Source organism: Paenibacillus sp. MAHUQ-45 (genome assembly GCF_058133325.1).
Genome location: NZ_JBYUPV010000011.1, coordinates 107,588 through 124,701, shown reverse-complemented (window position 1 = coordinate 124,701; position 17,114 = coordinate 107,588). Strand labels below are relative to the sequence as shown.

Annotated in this window: 13 protein-coding genes; 8 read left to right on the top strand and 5 right to left on the bottom strand. The window is 51.5% G+C overall.

Annotated elements, in window-relative coordinates; translation table 11 throughout:
• Positions 1-172 precede the first annotated feature (172 nt).
• On the top strand, positions 173-409 hold the full coding sequence (locus AC3Y23_RS22010; RefSeq protein WP_379203038.1) for a DUF6953 family protein: 237 nt from the start codon (positions 173-175) through the stop codon (positions 407-409).
• Between the two features lie 794 nt (positions 410-1,203).
• On the opposite strand, the gene AC3Y23_RS22005 is transcribed toward AC3Y23_RS22010, so the two are convergent.
• Positions 1,204-3,540 (bottom strand): UvrD-helicase domain-containing protein, encoded by a 2,337-nt coding sequence (locus AC3Y23_RS22005; RefSeq protein WP_379203036.1) that lies wholly within the window; start codon positions 3,538-3,540, stop codon positions 1,204-1,206.
• Between the two features lie 172 nt (positions 3,541-3,712).
• Here AC3Y23_RS22005 and AC3Y23_RS22000 point away from each other — a divergent pair, with 172 nt between their 5' ends.
• The gene (locus tag AC3Y23_RS22000; protein ID WP_379203034.1) at positions 3,713-4,597 is read left to right on the top strand and encodes a helix-turn-helix transcriptional regulator; all 885 of its coding nucleotides are present in this window, start codon (positions 3,713-3,715) and stop codon (positions 4,595-4,597) included.
• A gap of 84 nt (positions 4,598-4,681) precedes the next feature.
• On the opposite strand, the gene AC3Y23_RS21995 is transcribed toward AC3Y23_RS22000, so the two are convergent.
• A complete protein-coding gene (locus AC3Y23_RS21995; protein ID WP_379203032.1) occupies positions 4,682-5,164 on the bottom strand; it encodes an Imm30 family immunity protein in 483 nt (160 codons plus the stop codon).
• A gap of 161 nt (positions 5,165-5,325) precedes the next feature.
• Between AC3Y23_RS21995 and AC3Y23_RS21990 the strand changes: the two genes are divergently transcribed.
• A complete protein-coding gene (locus AC3Y23_RS21990; protein WP_379203030.1) occupies positions 5,326-8,421 on the top strand; it encodes a hybrid sensor histidine kinase/response regulator in 3,096 nt (1,031 codons plus the stop codon).
• A gap of 222 nt (positions 8,422-8,643) precedes the next feature.
• On the opposite strand, the gene AC3Y23_RS21985 is transcribed toward AC3Y23_RS21990, so the two are convergent.
• Positions 8,644-9,786 carry a response regulator gene (locus AC3Y23_RS21985; protein WP_379203028.1) on the bottom strand — a complete coding sequence of 381 codons (1,143 nt, stop codon included), beginning with the start codon at positions 9,784-9,786 and terminating at the stop codon, positions 8,644-8,646.
• 275 nt (positions 9,787-10,061) lie between these two features.
• Between AC3Y23_RS21985 and AC3Y23_RS21980 the strand changes: the two genes are divergently transcribed.
• Positions 10,062-10,886, top strand: coding sequence for a DUF6492 family protein (locus tag AC3Y23_RS21980; protein ID WP_379203026.1), 825 nt, complete (start codon positions 10,062-10,064; stop codon positions 10,884-10,886).
• Positions 10,887-10,931: 45 nt separating this feature from the next.
• Positions 10,932-12,293 (top strand): sugar phosphate nucleotidyltransferase, encoded by a 1,362-nt coding sequence (locus AC3Y23_RS21975; protein ID WP_379203024.1) that lies wholly within the window; start codon positions 10,932-10,934, stop codon positions 12,291-12,293.
• A gap of 117 nt (positions 12,294-12,410) precedes the next feature.
• Here AC3Y23_RS21975 and AC3Y23_RS21970 read toward each other — a convergent pair whose 3' ends face one another.
• Positions 12,411-13,274 carry a Cof-type HAD-IIB family hydrolase gene (locus AC3Y23_RS21970; protein WP_379203022.1) on the bottom strand — a complete coding sequence of 288 codons (864 nt, stop codon included), beginning with the start codon at positions 13,272-13,274 and terminating at the stop codon, positions 12,411-12,413.
• A gap of 277 nt (positions 13,275-13,551) precedes the next feature.
• Between AC3Y23_RS21970 and AC3Y23_RS21965 the strand changes: the two genes are divergently transcribed.
• Together AC3Y23_RS21965 and AC3Y23_RS21960 are read left to right on the top strand one after the other, a co-directional pair.
• A complete protein-coding gene (locus AC3Y23_RS21965; protein ID WP_379203020.1) occupies positions 13,552-14,793 on the top strand; it encodes a DUF445 domain-containing protein in 1,242 nt (413 codons plus the stop codon).
• Between the two features lie 58 nt (positions 14,794-14,851).
• Positions 14,852-14,986 carry a hypothetical protein gene (locus AC3Y23_RS21960; protein ID WP_379203018.1) on the top strand — a complete coding sequence of 45 codons (135 nt, stop codon included), beginning with the start codon at positions 14,852-14,854 and terminating at the stop codon, positions 14,984-14,986.
• A 47-nt stretch (positions 14,987-15,033) separates the two neighbouring features.
• Here the strand turns inward: AC3Y23_RS21960 and AC3Y23_RS21955 are convergent, their stop codons facing one another.
• A complete protein-coding gene (locus AC3Y23_RS21955) occupies positions 15,034-16,137 on the bottom strand; it encodes a glycosyltransferase family 4 protein (RefSeq protein ID WP_379203016.1) in 1,104 nt (367 codons plus the stop codon).
• Between the two features lie 212 nt (positions 16,138-16,349).
• On the opposite strand from AC3Y23_RS21955, the gene AC3Y23_RS21950 reads away from it, so the two are divergent.
• Positions 16,350-17,102, top strand: coding sequence for a YheC/YheD family protein (locus AC3Y23_RS21950; protein ID WP_379203013.1), 753 nt, complete (start codon positions 16,350-16,352; stop codon positions 17,100-17,102).
• Positions 17,103-17,114: the final 12 nt, after the last annotated feature.

The window sequence follows — 17,114 nt, the reverse complement described above, 5'->3', positions numbered from 1 at the left end:
TATGAGTATGAGTATGAGTATGAGTATGAGTATGAGTATGAGTATGAGTATGAGTATGAGTATGAGTATGAGTATGAGTATGAGTATGAGTATGAGTATGAGTGTGAGTATGAGTATGAGTGTTAGTATGTATATGAGCATGTAGTATGGATTACGGAAGGAGATGTACACTGTGGAAGTAACTGCGCAGGATGTTGCCGAGTGGATGGTCAAAGAGATTCGCTTCACAGGAACCCTTTATCAGACGGCGGCAATTGAATATGTGAAGACGAATTTCGGCGAGCAATTTGTGTTTGTGAATGAGAATGGGAATGCTTCTCTGGACAAGGAAGTGAAAAAAGCCTTCCGCAAGCTCCACGGCGGCAGGATCGCTTGGGACCGCGATGGATTCTTGTGGGCCTGGACCTAAAAAAACGACCGGTGAGGGTCGTTTTTTTAGATTCAAGAGATCTGGACGGACGGGTTAAGGATCATAGCAGGTATGGGCTATTGTAGGCAGATAAGTAGCATAGTAGATAGCCAAGCTAGCGTCGGGGTCTCTGGAGAATAACAGGAATTACTCCTGTTATTCTAGATCTAGATCAGCAACACAATAATTTAACAGGAAATTCTCCTGTTAAATACTGAATGGAGCCCCGATTTAGCTTCTTCCCGGGGAATTAACTGGAGTTTTTCCAGTTAATTCTGGTTTATTGAAGAAAATCGCCGGATTAACGGGAGTTTTTCCTGTTAAGCTTGGCTACTTTCCTTTGGTTCATATAACAAGGGATATACGAGCTACTTGTTGGTAGCGTGACTAGCGACTCGTCAGCAGAATGAGTTTAACCACACAAAATTAGTTACCTAACAACAGAGAGTCTAATCACATAGGCTAGCTCTCCGCAACAGAATGAGCCCGATCACACAAAACTAGCATTCTCTAGCAGGACAAGACCAACCAGACAAATTATTTACTTTGCAACAGGATGAGTCAAATCACACATGCTAGCTACTCCGCAACAGAAACAGAATAAGCCTTCCCTCGCTCCGGGCTCAAGTTTGTCTAATTGACCCCGCTCTATCAAACTAGCCACAGCTTAATCTTCCCCCAAAGCGCGTTCTCATTCGTATTCTTTCTTACTTTCTCTTACTTTTTCTTACTCTTTCTTTCAAGCTGACCTAATGTCTCAGCTACCTAACTAGACTATATCTACATGTATCCCTCTATACCGGGACAACCCGGGTGCTCTTCTCCATTGGTGTGCTGCACAGCGGGCAGGGCTTGGAGGCCAGATGGTCCTCGGCCCCGCCTGCCTTCATGCGTGTCCAGCCGGGGCAGGACGCGCCGGTGCAGTTCCACACCGGCACGGTGTGGGTCCGGCCGGCCGGAGTTCTGGCGGCAGGCAGCGCCTTGGCCGTGACGACGGCGGCGCTGCGGTGCCCGGAGCCCGTCCGCGTGGACCCGGCAGCTGACCCTGTGGCAGCCGCCGAGCGAAAAGCGGACAGCATGAAGCGTGAGACGTCCGCTTTTTTGCCCCTGTGCCGGGCCGGGGAGCTGATGAACAGCTCCTCCCGAGCCCGGGTCACGGCGACATAAGCTAGTCGCCGCTCCTCCTCCAGCGCCGCTAGCGCCAATCCTGCGGCAGCGGCGCTACTGCTCCCGGCCCCGGATTTGCGATCCTTGAGCCGGTCGGCCTCCAGTGCCGAGCTATGCGGCAGGATGCCTTCAGAGGCTCCGATCAGGAATACGACCGGGAACTCCAGCCCTTTGGACTTATGAATCGTCATCAGCGCAATTCGGTCGCCTTGTTCCTTGAGTCCGGATTGGCGGCTGTGTTCGTTCCGTTCAGTCACATTGTCTATGAAATCAATGAATGTCTGGATGCTGTCAAACCGTTCTGCCGAGGCTTCCAGTTCATCCAGCATTTCTTTTAGCGTCTCCCGGTGTAGAGTAGCTTGATGTCGTTCATTAGCTTCGATGAAATAATCATAGAATTGTTTGCGGATCTGCCGAATTGCTAGTACCGGAATCTGTTCCCGCAGCCCGCGGATCAGATCCAGCCGCTCCCGCAGCTTGACGGCCTTGAAATCCTCCATGCCCGGCAGGGATAGCAGATGGATCAACGGGCCTTGCTTCGGCTGCACGGCCTCCATGCGGCGAATATGTTCCATTCCCTTCTCCCGGTTCATGTACAGGGTAGGAAGGATGTTCTCGATGGCGGCAAAATTACGCCGGTTCAGCGATAGCCGCAAATGGTCAACCACCGGTGAGATCAGCCAATGCTCATAGAGCAGCTGGCCTTCGCCGTAATCGACATACGGAATGTCGCGTAGTAGCAATAGTTCCAGCAAAGCCCGGTTGTTGCTGGAAGCCCGGTAGAGCATGGCAAAATCACGGTACTCCCGTCGCCCGGCTGCTACCTCGTTGACGATGAAATCCACCATCTGCTCCGCTTCCTCATCCGCTGTCTGCGGACGCAGATAACGCGGCTGGCTGCCGGTGCCTTTGGCGGCTTGCAGGGTCTTGGAACGTCGCCGCTGGTTATGGCGGATAATCCCGTTGCCGAGCCCGACAATGGCCGGGCCGGAGCGGTAATTAATATCCAGCGTAATGACCTTGGCCCCAGGATACAGCTTCTCAAATTCCAGAATGAACTCGCTGCGGGCACCGTTAAAAGAGTAGATTGTCTGGTCATCGTCCCCGACTACCATCAGGTTGTTCCGGGGCTGGGCGATCATTTTAACCAATTCGTATTGCAGAGCGTTGGTGTCCTGGAACTCGTCCACCATCACATAATGAAAACGCTCCTGGAGATCACTCAGCAGCCGGGGGCGATCCTTCAGCATCTGGTAGGCAATTAGCAATACATCGTCGAAATCGATTTTGAAATGCTCAGTCTTCCATTGCTCATAGAGACGCAGGACGGCCTTCATCTCTTGCTCGGCGATGGTGGACTCCGGCAGATCTTCCACGGTGCCCATGTTCATTTTGCAAGTTGACAGCACGGTCAACAGTGTTTCTGGCGGATAGGCATCCTTGGGTAGTCCCAGCTCGCGCATGATTTGTTTCAGTAGAATATGCTGACGGCGTGTTTCGCTAAAGATCTCCTGTTGCAGTCCCTGTCTGCGCAGGAAATACAGGAAGAAGGAGTGAAAGGTTCGGGCTTGCAGCCGCGAGACATCACTCTCATTCACACCTGGTAATAGGGCAATGCGCTCACGCATTTCTGCCGCCGCTTTATTGGAAAAGGTCAGCAGCAGCAACTGGCTTGCGGCAATACCACGCACAGACAGCAGATAACCGGTTCTGGCGATCAGCACTGAGGTTTTGCCAGAACCGGCTCCGGCCAAGGTCAGCAGCGGTCCAAGATGATGCCGAACAGCCGCGATCTGCGGCTTGTTCAGGTGAATGCCACCTTGTTCCAGCCTGCGAAAATAACCTGCATCCGATTCGCCGGACTTGACCAGCTCCTTGCTGGTCATAGCAGAGGCCACAGCCGCCTGCGGAATACGTTCCCCGGAAGCGCCCAAGGGGATATTATGAAATAAGAGCTTGTTCAATGAAATCACCTTCGTTTAATCCTTCTTATGCCGTAAAACAGACAATCTACAATATATCATCTGATTCCGAATGATGCACAAAGAAAAACTGTAAATCATGTATTTTGAGATAAAAAGTCAAATCTCCCAAATCTCGATATGATAATTTATAGACAAAGGAGGGAGCGCACCCATGAGAGACAAAGGGCATTCCAGAGCGGTGAAGAAATCGCTAGAGTATATCGAGGAGAATCTGACGGAAGCAGTGACGCTGCGCGAGGTATCGCGGCACATTACCTTCTCGCCACAGCATTTCTATAGAATCTTCACTGCGGCGGTAGGCAGCACTGTTGCGGGCTATATCCGTAGAAGAAGGTTGGCGAAAGCGGCGAGCGAGCTGATCTATAGCGATAAACGGATATTAGATATCGCTTTGGAATACCGTTTTCAATCCCAGGAGGCCTTCACCCGAGCATTCAAAAAGGATTATCGACTAACCCCTGGTCAATATCGAACCTATTCCAGAGAACTCGTTAAAGGAGGAAATACAATGCTTACAACAGATAAGGCGTTGCAGGGCTGGACTGTAACAGGTCAAAATAGCGGTAGCTACAAGGTGTCCGTGGACCAATCGGAGGTGCATACTGGGAAAGCTTCGGCACTGCTCCAATCAGTTCACTCCGTTGCTACTGGATTTGTTACTCTAATGCAAATGTTTAGCGCACAGGCTTACTTGGGCCAACGTCTCAAGCTGACGGCTTTTGTCAAAGCGGAGAACATCGAGGATTGGGCCGGACTATGGATGAGAGTGGATGGCAAAGGTGGAGAAATGCTTAAATTCGATAATATGCAGAATCGCCCTATCAAGGGTTCCAGTGACTGGAACCAATATCAGGTGGTCCTGGATATTCCGCAGGAGGCCCATGGAATTGCATTTGGCATATTGTTGAGTGGCACTGGAAAGGCTTGGAGTGACGAATATCGCTTTGAAGTTGTGGATGCCAAGACACCAACGACTGACGAATCTGCGGAAGATGGTCTGCCGCTGGAGCCAGTGAACCTGAATTTTGAATTGTAACTGAGTTTTTGAGAAAAGGCAGCTCGCTCCCAAAAGTCGAAAAAGCAGCGGGGAATTCTGCAGCGGGGCTGCTTTTACACTGAGTCAGTGTCCCGCTCTATCCAGAGCGGCGATTCTCCCCAGAATCTCGTTCACATGCCGCTCGAATAACTTGGGGCGGTCTTCTTTGATTTCCTCCAGTAAAAAGGAGAGCACCCGCTTGACCTGTGGTGGCATCCCTGCGGCAATATCGGCGTATTCGACCCGGCAGAAGTCATCTTTTAAAATTCTTTTATTCAGCACAATCGCCCAATCCCGGGCCGGTTCCAGCATGGCAGGCAGCGACTCTAGCAGCTGGGTCAGATACATCTCCGTCTGGTAGCTCTCCACGAAATGAACAAGGCTGAACATGACCTCCTCTTGCTCTGTTTCATCATCGAACACCCTGAAAATCTCATGAATGATTCTGTCTTCTGTATCCCCTGCAAGGCCCTCCAGTGTACGGTCAAACCGTTCGCATTCCAGCTCCGTGCGAAGAAACCGATTCTCGTATAGCGTGGCAATGCCGGGGTGCAAGTTTTCTTTCAAGGATATGACTCTCCTTCTCTTCACATTCGAATTAAATCCGTAATTACATATCTTTTATTTTAGAAGCCGTAGAAGAATATTTCTACCTTATTCAGCAGTGCTGGGATACAATATTATAAGATTTATCGATAGTTCATTTTACTGTGCGGGAGCTTGCTAGCATGAATAAAGGCTTGGTCTATAAAGTTGCATTGTTGCTGCTGGGCATAAGTTTGTTGGGATATTTTCTGGTTCAATTCTCGCTTGCTGGGGCCGGTACCAAGCTCAATGCAAGGGCAGGTTATCTGGATTTAAGAGGCTGGGATTTTAAAAAAGACGGCAACGTGGAATTGATGGGCGAGTGGTCATTCTATTGGAATAAGCTGCTGACGCCTGATGAGCTACGTGCCGCTGCCGCAGATGAGGACATCATCAAGGTTCCGGGAAGTTGGAATCGTCATCTTGAGGAGCAAGGAATAATGCAGCCTACTGGGTATGCTACTTATCGTCTGAGACTGCAATTAGATGATCACCAGGAGGGGATGTACGGCATCCGGACCGCCAATATCCGAATGGCGAACCGTATTTTTGTCAACGGAGTAGAGATTGGGGCAAGCGGTTCTCCCTCTTCGGACGGAAGAGAGGGCCGACAAGGTAACGTTCCTTATGCTAGTTTTTTCCCGTTATCAGGGGGAACGTCGGAGATTGTAGTGCAAGTATCTAATACGTTATATGCTTCGGGTGGAATGATCTATCCGCTTCTGTTCGGAGCGCAGGATGATGTTTTAGGTGTAAGAGAGCGCAGCGTCTTTAAGGATGGGGTACTGATCGCTGGTTTTTTTGTACCTGCTGCCTACTTTCTGATCTTATACCGGTTACGCAAACAAGAGCGATCAACGCTGTATTTGGGGCTTTTTTGCCTCTTTGTGATTCTCTATATGATGACACATGGTGAGAAATTGCTGGCGATGCTTATTCCGTCGTTGCCTTACACGGTTTTGATGAAAATACAGCCTATCTGCTCCACACTCGGCTACTATTTTCTGCTGCTATCTGCGGTTGAGTTAAATCCCCAGGCGATTCATAAAAGAATTGTGCAGGGGGCTCACTGGCTTATGGCGGTTGTGGTATCTTCAGCGCTGGTGCTGCCGATGAAGACGTTTTTTAAATGGGATCTTCAGATGATTGGGCTCGGCTTTTCTATGCTGCTGTTTGTAATGTACATTATGGCCAATTCGATTCGGACGCACAAAGCGGATGCTTTCTATATGATCATGAGTATGCAAAGTATTTTTGCGATTGTAGCCATCAGCACCATGCAAGTTCTAGGTATGTATGACGATCAAGTCCTCATTCCTTATGAAATGTTGATCTTCGTTGCTGCGCAAGCATTGATGTTTGCCAGAAGATTCGCTGAATCGGTCCGAGAAGTCGAGGCACTATCGAGCAAGCTACTCACGCTGGATGGGCTCAAAGACGAGTTTATGGCCAATACATCCCATGAACTGCGTACGCCGCTGCACGGCATGATCAATATTGCAGAATCGATGCTGGAGAGTGCTGCCGGTAACGCTAATAACGAGAAACAGGCCGAGAATCTGGCGATGATTGTGGCGACGGGCAAGCAGCTTTCCTCGCTGATTAATGATATTTTGGATTTTTCCAAGCTAAAGAACGGGGAGATTACGTTGCACAGGCGGTCTGTAGACCTACCTTCTGTAGCCCAATCCGTACTGGAAGTGATTCCTTATCTGCTCAAAAGAAAACCGGTGAAACTCGTGCAGCAGTGGCCGGATCAGCTGCCTTTGCTGGATGCCGATGAGGATCGGCTGAGACAGATCCTGTACAATCTGCTGGGCAATGCTGCGAAGTTTACAAGCAAAGGACAAATTACGCTATCCTCACATGCTGAAGGAGACGATGTCGTAATTATTATAGAGGACACCGGCATAGGGATTGAAGCGGAGCGGCTGGAGACGATCTTTGATGCTTTTGATCAGGGTGGAGACGCGGTTCATCGCGACTATGCGGGGACAGGACTTGGACTCTCCATTACCAAAAAGCTGGTCGAGCTAAGCGATGGACGGATCAGAGTGGAATCTGTGCCGGGTCAAGGTTCGCGATTCATTGTGTACCTGCCTTCTGCGAAGACAGTCTCGTCTCCAGTGTCGGCCGTTTCGGACAAGCCAACGAAGCTTGTTGAATCGATAGACTCCGCTTCTGGATCTGTTCGGTCAGTAGAAGTGCAGGAGCTGCGGTCAAGCCGGGCACGGGAGGCTGCGGATGCTGAATACCGGATAATGGTCGTTGACGATGATCCAGTCAATTTGCAGGTGCTGATCAACTTGCTAGAGCTTGAACATTATGAGGTAACGGCGTTCAGCGGGGGAGAGGATGCACTGGCAGCTCTGACTGGGACTCAGTCGTTTGATCTCATCATCACAGACTGGATGATGCCAGGCATGTCAGGACTGGAGCTTAGCCGGACCATCCGTGAACGTTTTATGCTATCAGAGCTGCCGGTGCTGTTGCTCACGGCCCGCAGCCGGCCAGAGGATATCCGGATTGGCTTTGAGGCGGGAATTAACGATTATTTGAGCAAGCCGGTGGACGCTGGGGAGTTAAAAGCAAGGGTGCGTACACTTCTGGAACTGCGTCAATCCGTGCGAACGGCGATTCAATCGGAGCTGGCTTTCCTGCAAGCCCAGATTAAGCCGCATTTTCTATATAACGCTTTGAATACTATTATCGCCATTTGTCCAACTGAGCCGTATCAGGCTATGGATTTGCTCATTGAGCTTAGTCAGTATTTGCGCAGCAGCTTTGATTTCCGCAACCGTGATCGCTTGATTTTGCTGGATAAGGAATTGGAGCTGGTTCAATCTTATCTGACGCTGGAGAAGGCGAGATTCAACGAGCGGCTCCAGGTTGAGCTGAATCTGGAGGGAGACCTTCGCACAATGATTCCGCCGCTTAGTATTCAGCCATTGGTGGAGAATGCGATTAACCATGGCATTATGAAAAAAGAATGTGGTGGCGTGGTTAAGGTATCGGTAAGCCAGAGCGATGACCATATCCGTATTGAAGTAACGGATAACGGTGTAGGTGTAACAGAGGAACGGTTGTCGCTTGCATTATCGGATAGCGAGGGCGGTAGAGTAGGTATGAAAAATATCAATCGCCGGCTGTTGATGCTATATGGTGAAGGTTTGCAAGTAGAAAGCGTGCCGATGCAGGGAACAACGGTTAGCTTCCGCATTCCGATGAAGAGAAGATAGTAGGACTTGAGCTTGTGGGATTCAATGCAGGCAAACTGCTGCCTGGATAATGCCAAAATGTACAAAAACAAGACACCTTCTCAGAAAGAGATAGGTGTCTTGTTTTTGCATTTTTATCCGGAAACCGCTGAGGGGATTGAGATTCTTTAGCGATCTCCATTTTTTCAAAGCCAAAGTACGGAGAACGAGAAAGTGGATCGTGCTCCGTACTTTTAGTAGGGACTAGTGTTGCATAAGAGATTGGTAAAGCGCAGTTGTCTTCGAATCGGGCTCGCTACCAAGCTCCTTGTGCAGCATCTCTGCGAATGAATGATAATAGGTTTGCAGCAACTCGTAATCTCTCAGGCTGGCACAAGCCTGAAGGAGTTGCTGGCAAATCTCCTCAGAGTAGGGGTCCTTATCCCGGGCGGACACCAGCCTTTTGATGGCTTGCGTCTCATGGCCCGCCGTCGTTTCTTCCCTAGCGATGGCGAGCACCAGCTCTATATATTGCTGCCTCAGCTGCTCTTGTCGCGGCTTGGCCCACCAAAAGTCGTGCTCCTCCAGGTAATGTCCGGAGTAGAGGCGAAGCGCATTGTCGTAATGGTGTGATGAAGCATTGGGGGAAGGAGACGGGTCCTTCAGAATCCTCTCCAGTTCCTGCACGAACAGTTCGACATCGGTAACTATTCCCTCCAGCGTCAGCCGATAACAGTCCTGTGCAAATTCAATACCAGCGCCCTCGTCCCATTCCCGTAGCAGCTTACGAATCTGATAGACAGAGGTATGCAAATGGGTCAATCCTTTGTCTGGGGCATAGTCTGGCCATAAAGTGTCTAGCAATAGGTTTTTGCTGACCCACTGTCCTTTGCTATGGAGCAGGAACGCGAAGAGCTCCTGCGCTTTGGAGGTTCGCCATTTCAATTTAACACCGGGCGTACCGCCCCGAAGCTCCAGACGGTGAAAGCATAGGATGGACGGCTCGTATTCTGTCTGCGTAGCCTGAGACAGTGTGTTGTTCTTACGGCGATAAATATCTAACATGCGTGTAACAGTTTTGGCAAAGCGGCCAGTGCTGACAGGCTTGAGCAAGTAATCAAGGGCATTTAGCTCGAATGCTTCGACGGCATATTCGGAGTATGCGGTGACGTAGACGATGCGAATGTCGGGGTCAAGCTGCAAAATATATTCGGCAGCAGCCAGGCCGCTCATCTCCGGCATGCCGATGTCTAGAAAGACAAAATCAACTTTGCATGTACGGAGATACTCCAGGCTTTCTCGTACGGTCGTGAAGGCGCCGATAACTTCGATCCGTCCGTCTGCTTTAATTAGTCTTTCCATTTGGATTAGTGCAGCCTTCTCATCATCAATCAATAGGGCTTTCATCGCGTTGGAAAAGAGGCTCCTTTCACATTATCTTCATGAATGAAATTGTATTTTATCGTGAAGCCAGATTTGAGACATTACTCATAGACACTTACCAGTGGCTAGAATTATACGATAATTTGGCCTCACTTAATATGGAGTTTATTGGTAATTAGAGAGGACTGCCCTCTTTGAAGTCTGTATTGGGAAAGAAGCCTTCTTTTTGCCGGGGCCCATTCGTTCCTCCACTGTCGTTCATATCCTAAAAGTAAAATGATAAATCTGGAGATGAACGTATGTCACTGCCAAATAAAGCAGGGATCTCACAAGCGGCCAAGATTGATGTGCTGATTCCTGCCATTGAAAAGGATCTGGCGACCTTACCACATGTGGTGAAAGCTGTTAGAACCCATGTTAAGCACCCCATTGGCCGAATCCTCATTGTTGCCCCGCGAAAGGAGCGCCTGCTGCATTTTTGCCGGGAGCACAGCTGTACTTTTATAGATGAGAATACAGTGCTCCCTATTACGAAAAAAGACATACATTACCGCTCACGTACTTGGGAACGTTCTGGCTGGCTGTTTCAGCAGCTGCTGAAGCTGGGCGGCGACAAGCTCTGTAAGGCCGATTACTTTCTGGTCATCGATGCTGATACGGTGCTGATTGCCCCGCATCGGTTTCGTCAGAACGGTCGAACCGTGTTTTTCAGCCGAAGCTGGAGCCAGCCGCAGTATTTTGTCACGTACAAAAAACTTATGGGACGCAAGGCCAGCGCACCGTCTTCGCTCGTCACTCATTATATGCTCTTTGAGCGGAGCAAGCTTTCCCGGATGAAGAAGGAGATCGAAGCCCGGCACGGCGTGCCCTGGTATTCGGCTATCCTCCGCAGTATGAATCGGAGTAAGCAGTTTGCTTTTTCGGAATTCGAGACCTACGGCAATTACGTGTACCAGAATAGCCCTGGCGGGATGCTGATTCGTAAGGCACGCAACAAGAGTCTGCACCGTAACGCTGGCGAGGTCTCCCAGACGGAGAAGGCGATGCTGGGCAAGAGTTATAGATCCTTGTCCTTTCATAAACGCAAAGGGTATTCCCGATCATCGCAGGCCAGTCGCCACTGATTGAAGGTGACGGCTGCCTGACATCAGAGATAAGGGGGCGTCAATGTGCGGATCGTTCTCCTGTCCGGAGGCTCTGGCAAGCGGCTGTGGCCGCTCTCCAATGAGATCAGGTCTAAGGTGTTTCTGAAGCTGTTGCGTTCTGACACAGGCGTTATGGAATCCATGCTGCAGCGGATGTGCAGAGAGCTGGACCGGGCCGGGCTGCTGGCATCCAGCTGTATTGTAACGCACGCGTCGCAGGTTGATATTACCGTTAGTCATGTGGGGGAGGGCATTCCCGTGCTTGGCGAGCCGCAGAAGCGGGGCACCTTTACCGCCGTTGCTCTGGCGGCCAGCTATTTCTATTCCGTGCTAGGCGCCAGCCCGCAGGAGACGGTGGTAGTTCTGCCGGCGGATGCTTATGCTGCGCCGTCTTTTTTTCAGCTCCTGCAGAGCTTTCCGGATGTGCTTAGAGATGGGGCGGCAGAGATTGCGCTGATCGGGAGTGTGCCGAGGTTTCCCTCCGAGGAGTTCGGATATATAGTTCCGCAGACAGGAAGCCCGGGCGAGGGCTATTATCATGTAGACCGCTTCGTCGAAAAGCCTGATTCGGCCACGGCGCGAACACTGATTGCGCAGCAAGCGCTGTGGAACTGTGGCGTCTTCGCCTGTTCATTGTCTTTTCTCTTGAATAGTCTGTCTGAACGGGGAATCCCACTAGCATATGACCAGCTGCTGAAGAGCTACGACGGGCTCCCTCAGGAGAGCTTCGACCGCGAAGTGCTGGAGCATTCGCGCCACACGGTAGTGATCCCGTACAGCGGTAACTGGAGTGATCTGGGGAGCTGGGATAGCTTATCAGCCCATCTGGAACACCAGGTTACTGGTAAAGGTAGCGTTTCTCCTGATGCGCACCAGACGTATCTGGTCAATGAGCTGTCCCTGCCGGTACATGTTATTGGCCTGACTGGCGCCATTGTAGCGGCTAGCCCGGACGGCATTCTCGTTGCGGACAAGAACCGGGCTAATGAGATCAAGACGGCGCTCGGGAGCAGTTATTCTGTGCCCAGATACGAGGAGACGCGCTGGGGAACCTCTGTCATTCTGGACGATGGCTCCAGTGAAGATGGACCTGTGACCATAACCCGAAAGCTGCAGATCCATCCTGGCAAGCATACCGAGTATCATCTCCACCACAGGATATCTGAAGTGTGGACAGTAATAGAAGGCACAGGAAAATATAGACTGGATGGAGCGGAGCATGCTTTATCCACTGGTGACATTGTGCAGGTTCCCGCAGGGGCGGGGCATGCGATCAAGGCGGTGACTTCGCTCATTCTGATTCAGATTGAGACGGGTGGACGACCGGAAGAAGCTGATTATGTAAGTTTAGCTCGCAGTTGGAACAGTGGGGCGGAGCAATCTTAGCCCGTCAGGTGAAAGGGTATGGGGTAATGAAGAAGCGAGAGGGAAAAAAGGACCGGGCGTGAATGCCCGGTCCTATCGTGTAGAAGAGGTTCTGTAACGAATGCTGGTGCTGCGTCGTTATTTTTTATTTATCACATGCCGAATTCCTGCAGCCACGCCATCTTCATGGTTGGTCGTTGTGATGTAGTCACAGTTCTCCTTGAGAAGCGGTGCGGCATTTGCCATGGCAATACGGTAGCCGGCAGCCTCGAACATTGGCAGATCGTTATAGCTGTCGCCCATGACTACGGTTTGCTCCATCGGAATACCGTAATGGGCGGCCAAAATGGCCAGGCCTGAACCCTTGTTGGCCTCTTTATGGTTGATTTCGATATTATTGACATGGGAAGAAGTGATGATCAGGCCAGGAATGGAAGCAAATCTCGTAGAAGCCTCTTTCAGCAGCTCGCGGTTAAGCGAGAAGGCTAGCGTTTTATAAATAACACTCTCTTCTTTGCTCCAGACCTCCTCCATGCTCTCTACATAGGTTACGGCTGCCTGACGGAACTGTTGATCGATAACGCTTTTCAGCAGTAATTGCATTTCTTCTGGGAGTTCGTCACCGCCTTGTGTGGACAGCTTCTCCAAGTGTACGCGTTTGTTCAGCTCTACGTAGACGTTGTCTTCTGTGTAGACCTCATAATATAAGTCAGGGATCTCGCTCATCCAGCGCAGCGCCGGGATCACATCTTCTTTATGCAGCGGCTTGCTGGCAGCAAGCGTTCGGTCCTGTAGCGTGACTACAGCGCCGTTGAGACTCACCACCGGTAATTCCAGCTCGGCCAGCCGGAGCTGCTTTTCTGCATCCATATACGAACGTCCTGTAGCAATAATGACAATAGCCCCATGATTTTGAGCCTGTACAATAGCTTCGCGGTTCCCCGGACTGATATTGCCGTTATCGTTCAACAGGGTGCCGTCCATATCCAAAGCAATCAGCATATTCTGGCTCTCCTTTAACGTTAGTAGTCCCTGTAAAGGGCGATGAAAGTGTCAATGATATTTTATCACTAGTTTCCTGAAAACGTAAATTCCATTTTCATCAAATAGACACTAACATGTACAGAATGGGGGCCAATCGTGGTACAATAATGGATAGTGAACTGATAGGCCGGACAAGGTCGCCAGTCCCTTGCCGTCCTGCGGCTTGAGCTGGCGGTCTTTAGCCTGCAAGGTATCTGGCAGGTTGCCTATGCTGTTGTACCCAAGGAGGACCCTTATGAGATCTAGACATTTAGCTACAATATCACTCGTCGTTATGGCGATCGGCTTTCTGATTACGTTATTTCTGCCGGAGAACCTGGCTGTTATTCTGCTGAGAGGCGGCTTTGAAGCCGGATTGGTAGGGGGAATTGCGGACTGGTTCGCAGTGACAGCATTGTTCCGCCATCCCATGGGGCTGAAGATTCCCCATACCTCCCTGCTGCTTAAGAACCGGGATAAAATCATCCAGTCACTGATCCACGCGATGGAGAATGAACTGCTCAATAAGAAGAGTATCGAGGACAAGCTGCGGAAGTTCGGCTTTATCACAATCGCTTCTCGCTTGTTGACCAGGGTGTTCAGCCGGAAGAAGGCCCGCCAGGAAATGCTGGAGCAATTGAAGAGTATCCTGCTGAAGGTGCCTGCCGAGAAGGCCGTTCCGTATCTGCAAAAGGCGGTCTCCAGCTACCTCAGTCAGGCTGATCTTGGCACTGCAGCCGATGTTGTCTTGAGTAAGTTGATGAAGGACAACAAGGATGTGGCCGCACTCGACTTTGCGCTGCAGGGCGTGTCCTCGTGGACCGCGCGTCCGGAGACCAAGCTGATGCTGGGCAAGCTCGCCAGCCAGAAGCTGGCTGAAGTCAAGCTGGGCGGCTTCAAGGGCATGGCCTTTCAAGCTTTTGTCGGATTCGTTGATGAAGAGATGCTCGGCGATATGCTGCAGGGCATGTTAATCTCCGGGATACGGGATTTCCAGGAAGAGGACAGCCCTTACCGCGAAGAAGTTATCCGTGAGATTCGTACGGGATTGTTCCAGCTTATAGGTGACGAGAAGCGTCTGACCTCCTTGAAGTCTTGGGCGGTTGAACAGGTGGAAGGCCCAGCGGCCAACGGCTTCCTGGTGGCTCAACTTGAGCTGCTGCGCAGCAAGGCTGTGGCGCTGCTGGAAGAAGAGCAGGCGACAGGTGGGCGCAAGCTGTTCGCACTGTATGCCATGCTCGCCCGCCGTATCCGCGGAGAGCAGCAGTGGATTCTGAGCTGGGAAACGCGTGTCCGCGATTCCCTGATTGCCTTTGTAGAGGCCAACCATTACCGGATTGGTCTGCTGGTGAAGGAGAATCTGGACAGCATGGACGATGCCAGCCTAGTGAATATGCTGGAAGAGAAGGTGGGCAAGGATCTTCAGTGGATTCGGGTCAACGGGGCATTATGCGGCTTTGTTGTCGGATTGGTTCTTACCGTAATCCAATTGATCTGACCCAAGTCTTGAATAATTGAAAGAAGCGGAGCAGTGAATGCAATCCGGAGGTGGCTTAATGCCCCCCGGAGGGCTTCGCTGCTTTTTTGCTTTATCGGAGCAAGCCAATACCCACTCGCCAGCAATTGGAGCGGTCATCTGGCGACAAGGAATACCGATCGGGGTACCCTCGGCCTCAGCCGTTCGCGGCTAACATGAAGCCTCCCTCTGACTGTCGGCATGCTTCTATGTGCAGATAGCTTACTCCTCGCTGCAAAGGCTTTGATACAGCACCTCTAGCCGCTCCGCGGTGTGCTGCCACTCAAAGGTCTGCAGCGCATCGCTGCGCCCCTGTGCCCCGATTCGGGCGGCTAATGCGGGATTGCGCGCCAGCCGCAGCAAATATCTGGCGAAGGGCAGCGCCTGCGTATAGCGCTCTACAAGATAACCGTTATGTCCGGGAACGATGATTTCCCGGATACCGCCATTCTTGGAGGCGACGACCGGTAGTCCGGAGGCCATGGCCTCTACGTTCACCAGGCCGAAGGATTCATGGCGCTGGGAAGGACAGACGAAGGCATCCGCGGCCTGGTATAAGCCGTGGATGTCTTCGTGGGGGACACTGCCGGGAAAGGTGACCGGCACACCCAGTCGGCGGGCGAGCCCTCTCAGCCGCCGGATGTACGCCGGCTTGCCTCCGCCGGCGACGACCAGATGCGTGCGGGTGTGCCGGTTCAGGAGGGCGACTGCCCGGATCAGTACCGGCACACCCTTGCGCGGAATGATCCGGCCGACGAACAATACGGTGAAGGCCGGAGGTAATCTGTGGAGCCTCCGCAGTCGCAGCCGCTCCGGCTGTGACACGGGGGCGAATCGAGACAAGTCCGCGCCTAGCGGGACGACACGAATGCTCTGTCTTATGCGCGGGAACCGCCGGGCTAGCCGCCGCTGCAGGGAGGCGCTGTTGGCCACGATGAGATCGGCCCGCGCCAGTCGGGAGGCTGTCTTGTTCGAGGCCGGCACAAAGGTCAGGGAATGGAGGAAGAGCACAGCAGGCGTTCGGGGGTGCTTCTGCTTCACGGCAGCCAGCAGATACGGGCGGTTATCTACCTGAACTATATCGAAGTGTTTGCCTTCAAGATAGTTCAGAACCGAGGTGCGGTATCTAGCTGGACTCCCGGCTGGCAACCGCACGATCTCGACACTGGCCAGTTCTTCGGTAACCGGTAGCTGTGGCATGCTGCGGCTGACAATGGTAACTTTGTGCTTCACCGCCAGTCTCTTGGCTATGGCCCAGATACAGATTTCCACCGATCCGCCCCCAGGCACCGGAAACTGTTCCGGCGCGATGATACAAATGTGCATAGTCCCATCCCTCCTGTCCTCACTTCCTCTCGCTCTTTTACCATATGCAACCCGTTGGGCTAAAGATACAGATTGAGTAGAGAGAAGGCGTTTACCCCATTCGAACAGTAAAATGCCCGCATACAATACAAGGGCGATCATGTCTGAGCGAATGATTCTGACTTAGAACAGGGGAGTGGGCTGACTTGGGAACGAAGCATAGAACAGGATTGATGAGCAAATGGATCAAAACCAAAGTGTTGCTGCGAAGTCCAGAGATTTCGCCGCTGGTTCCGGATACACAAAGATTTACCAAAGCAAACCTGCAGAGCATGCTGCATAAGTACGACATGGTCTATGTGAAGCCGGTCAACGGTACTTATGGCAAGGGTGTCATGAGGGTGGAACAGAAGCGGGGTTCGGGTGGAACAACCTATAAGTACCAGAGTGGGACGACCATCCGTACCTTCGGATCCTTCGATGCCTTCCACCTTTCGCTCAAGAAAGCAACCGGCGGACGCAGTTATTTGATCCAGAAAGGGATCGAACTGCTAAAGCATAAGGGAAAGCGTTTTGATCTGCGGGTCATGGTCCAGCTCAGCCCGAAGGGGAAATGGGAGACAACGGGGCTGATTGGCCGGGTGGCCCAAAAAGGCAAGATTGTTACGAACTATCACAGTGGTGGCAAGCCAACCGCGATTGAGACACTGCTGGCCCCGCATCTAGGCGCGGCTCAGCAGGTAGATGTCATAAGAAGGCTGGAGAAGCTAGGACGGGATACCGGGCGATTCTATCATAAGAAATATCCCGGATTTAAGCAGGTTGGTGTGGATGTCGGTCTTGATCGCAAAATGACACCATGGATTATTGAGGTGAATACCAATCCCGATCCCTATATTTTCAACCAGCTTAAAGATAAAAAAATGTACCGTAAGGTGATGTCGTATCGCCGTGCTCACAACAAGGCAAAGACGACTAAGAAATAAACTTGATTCTAG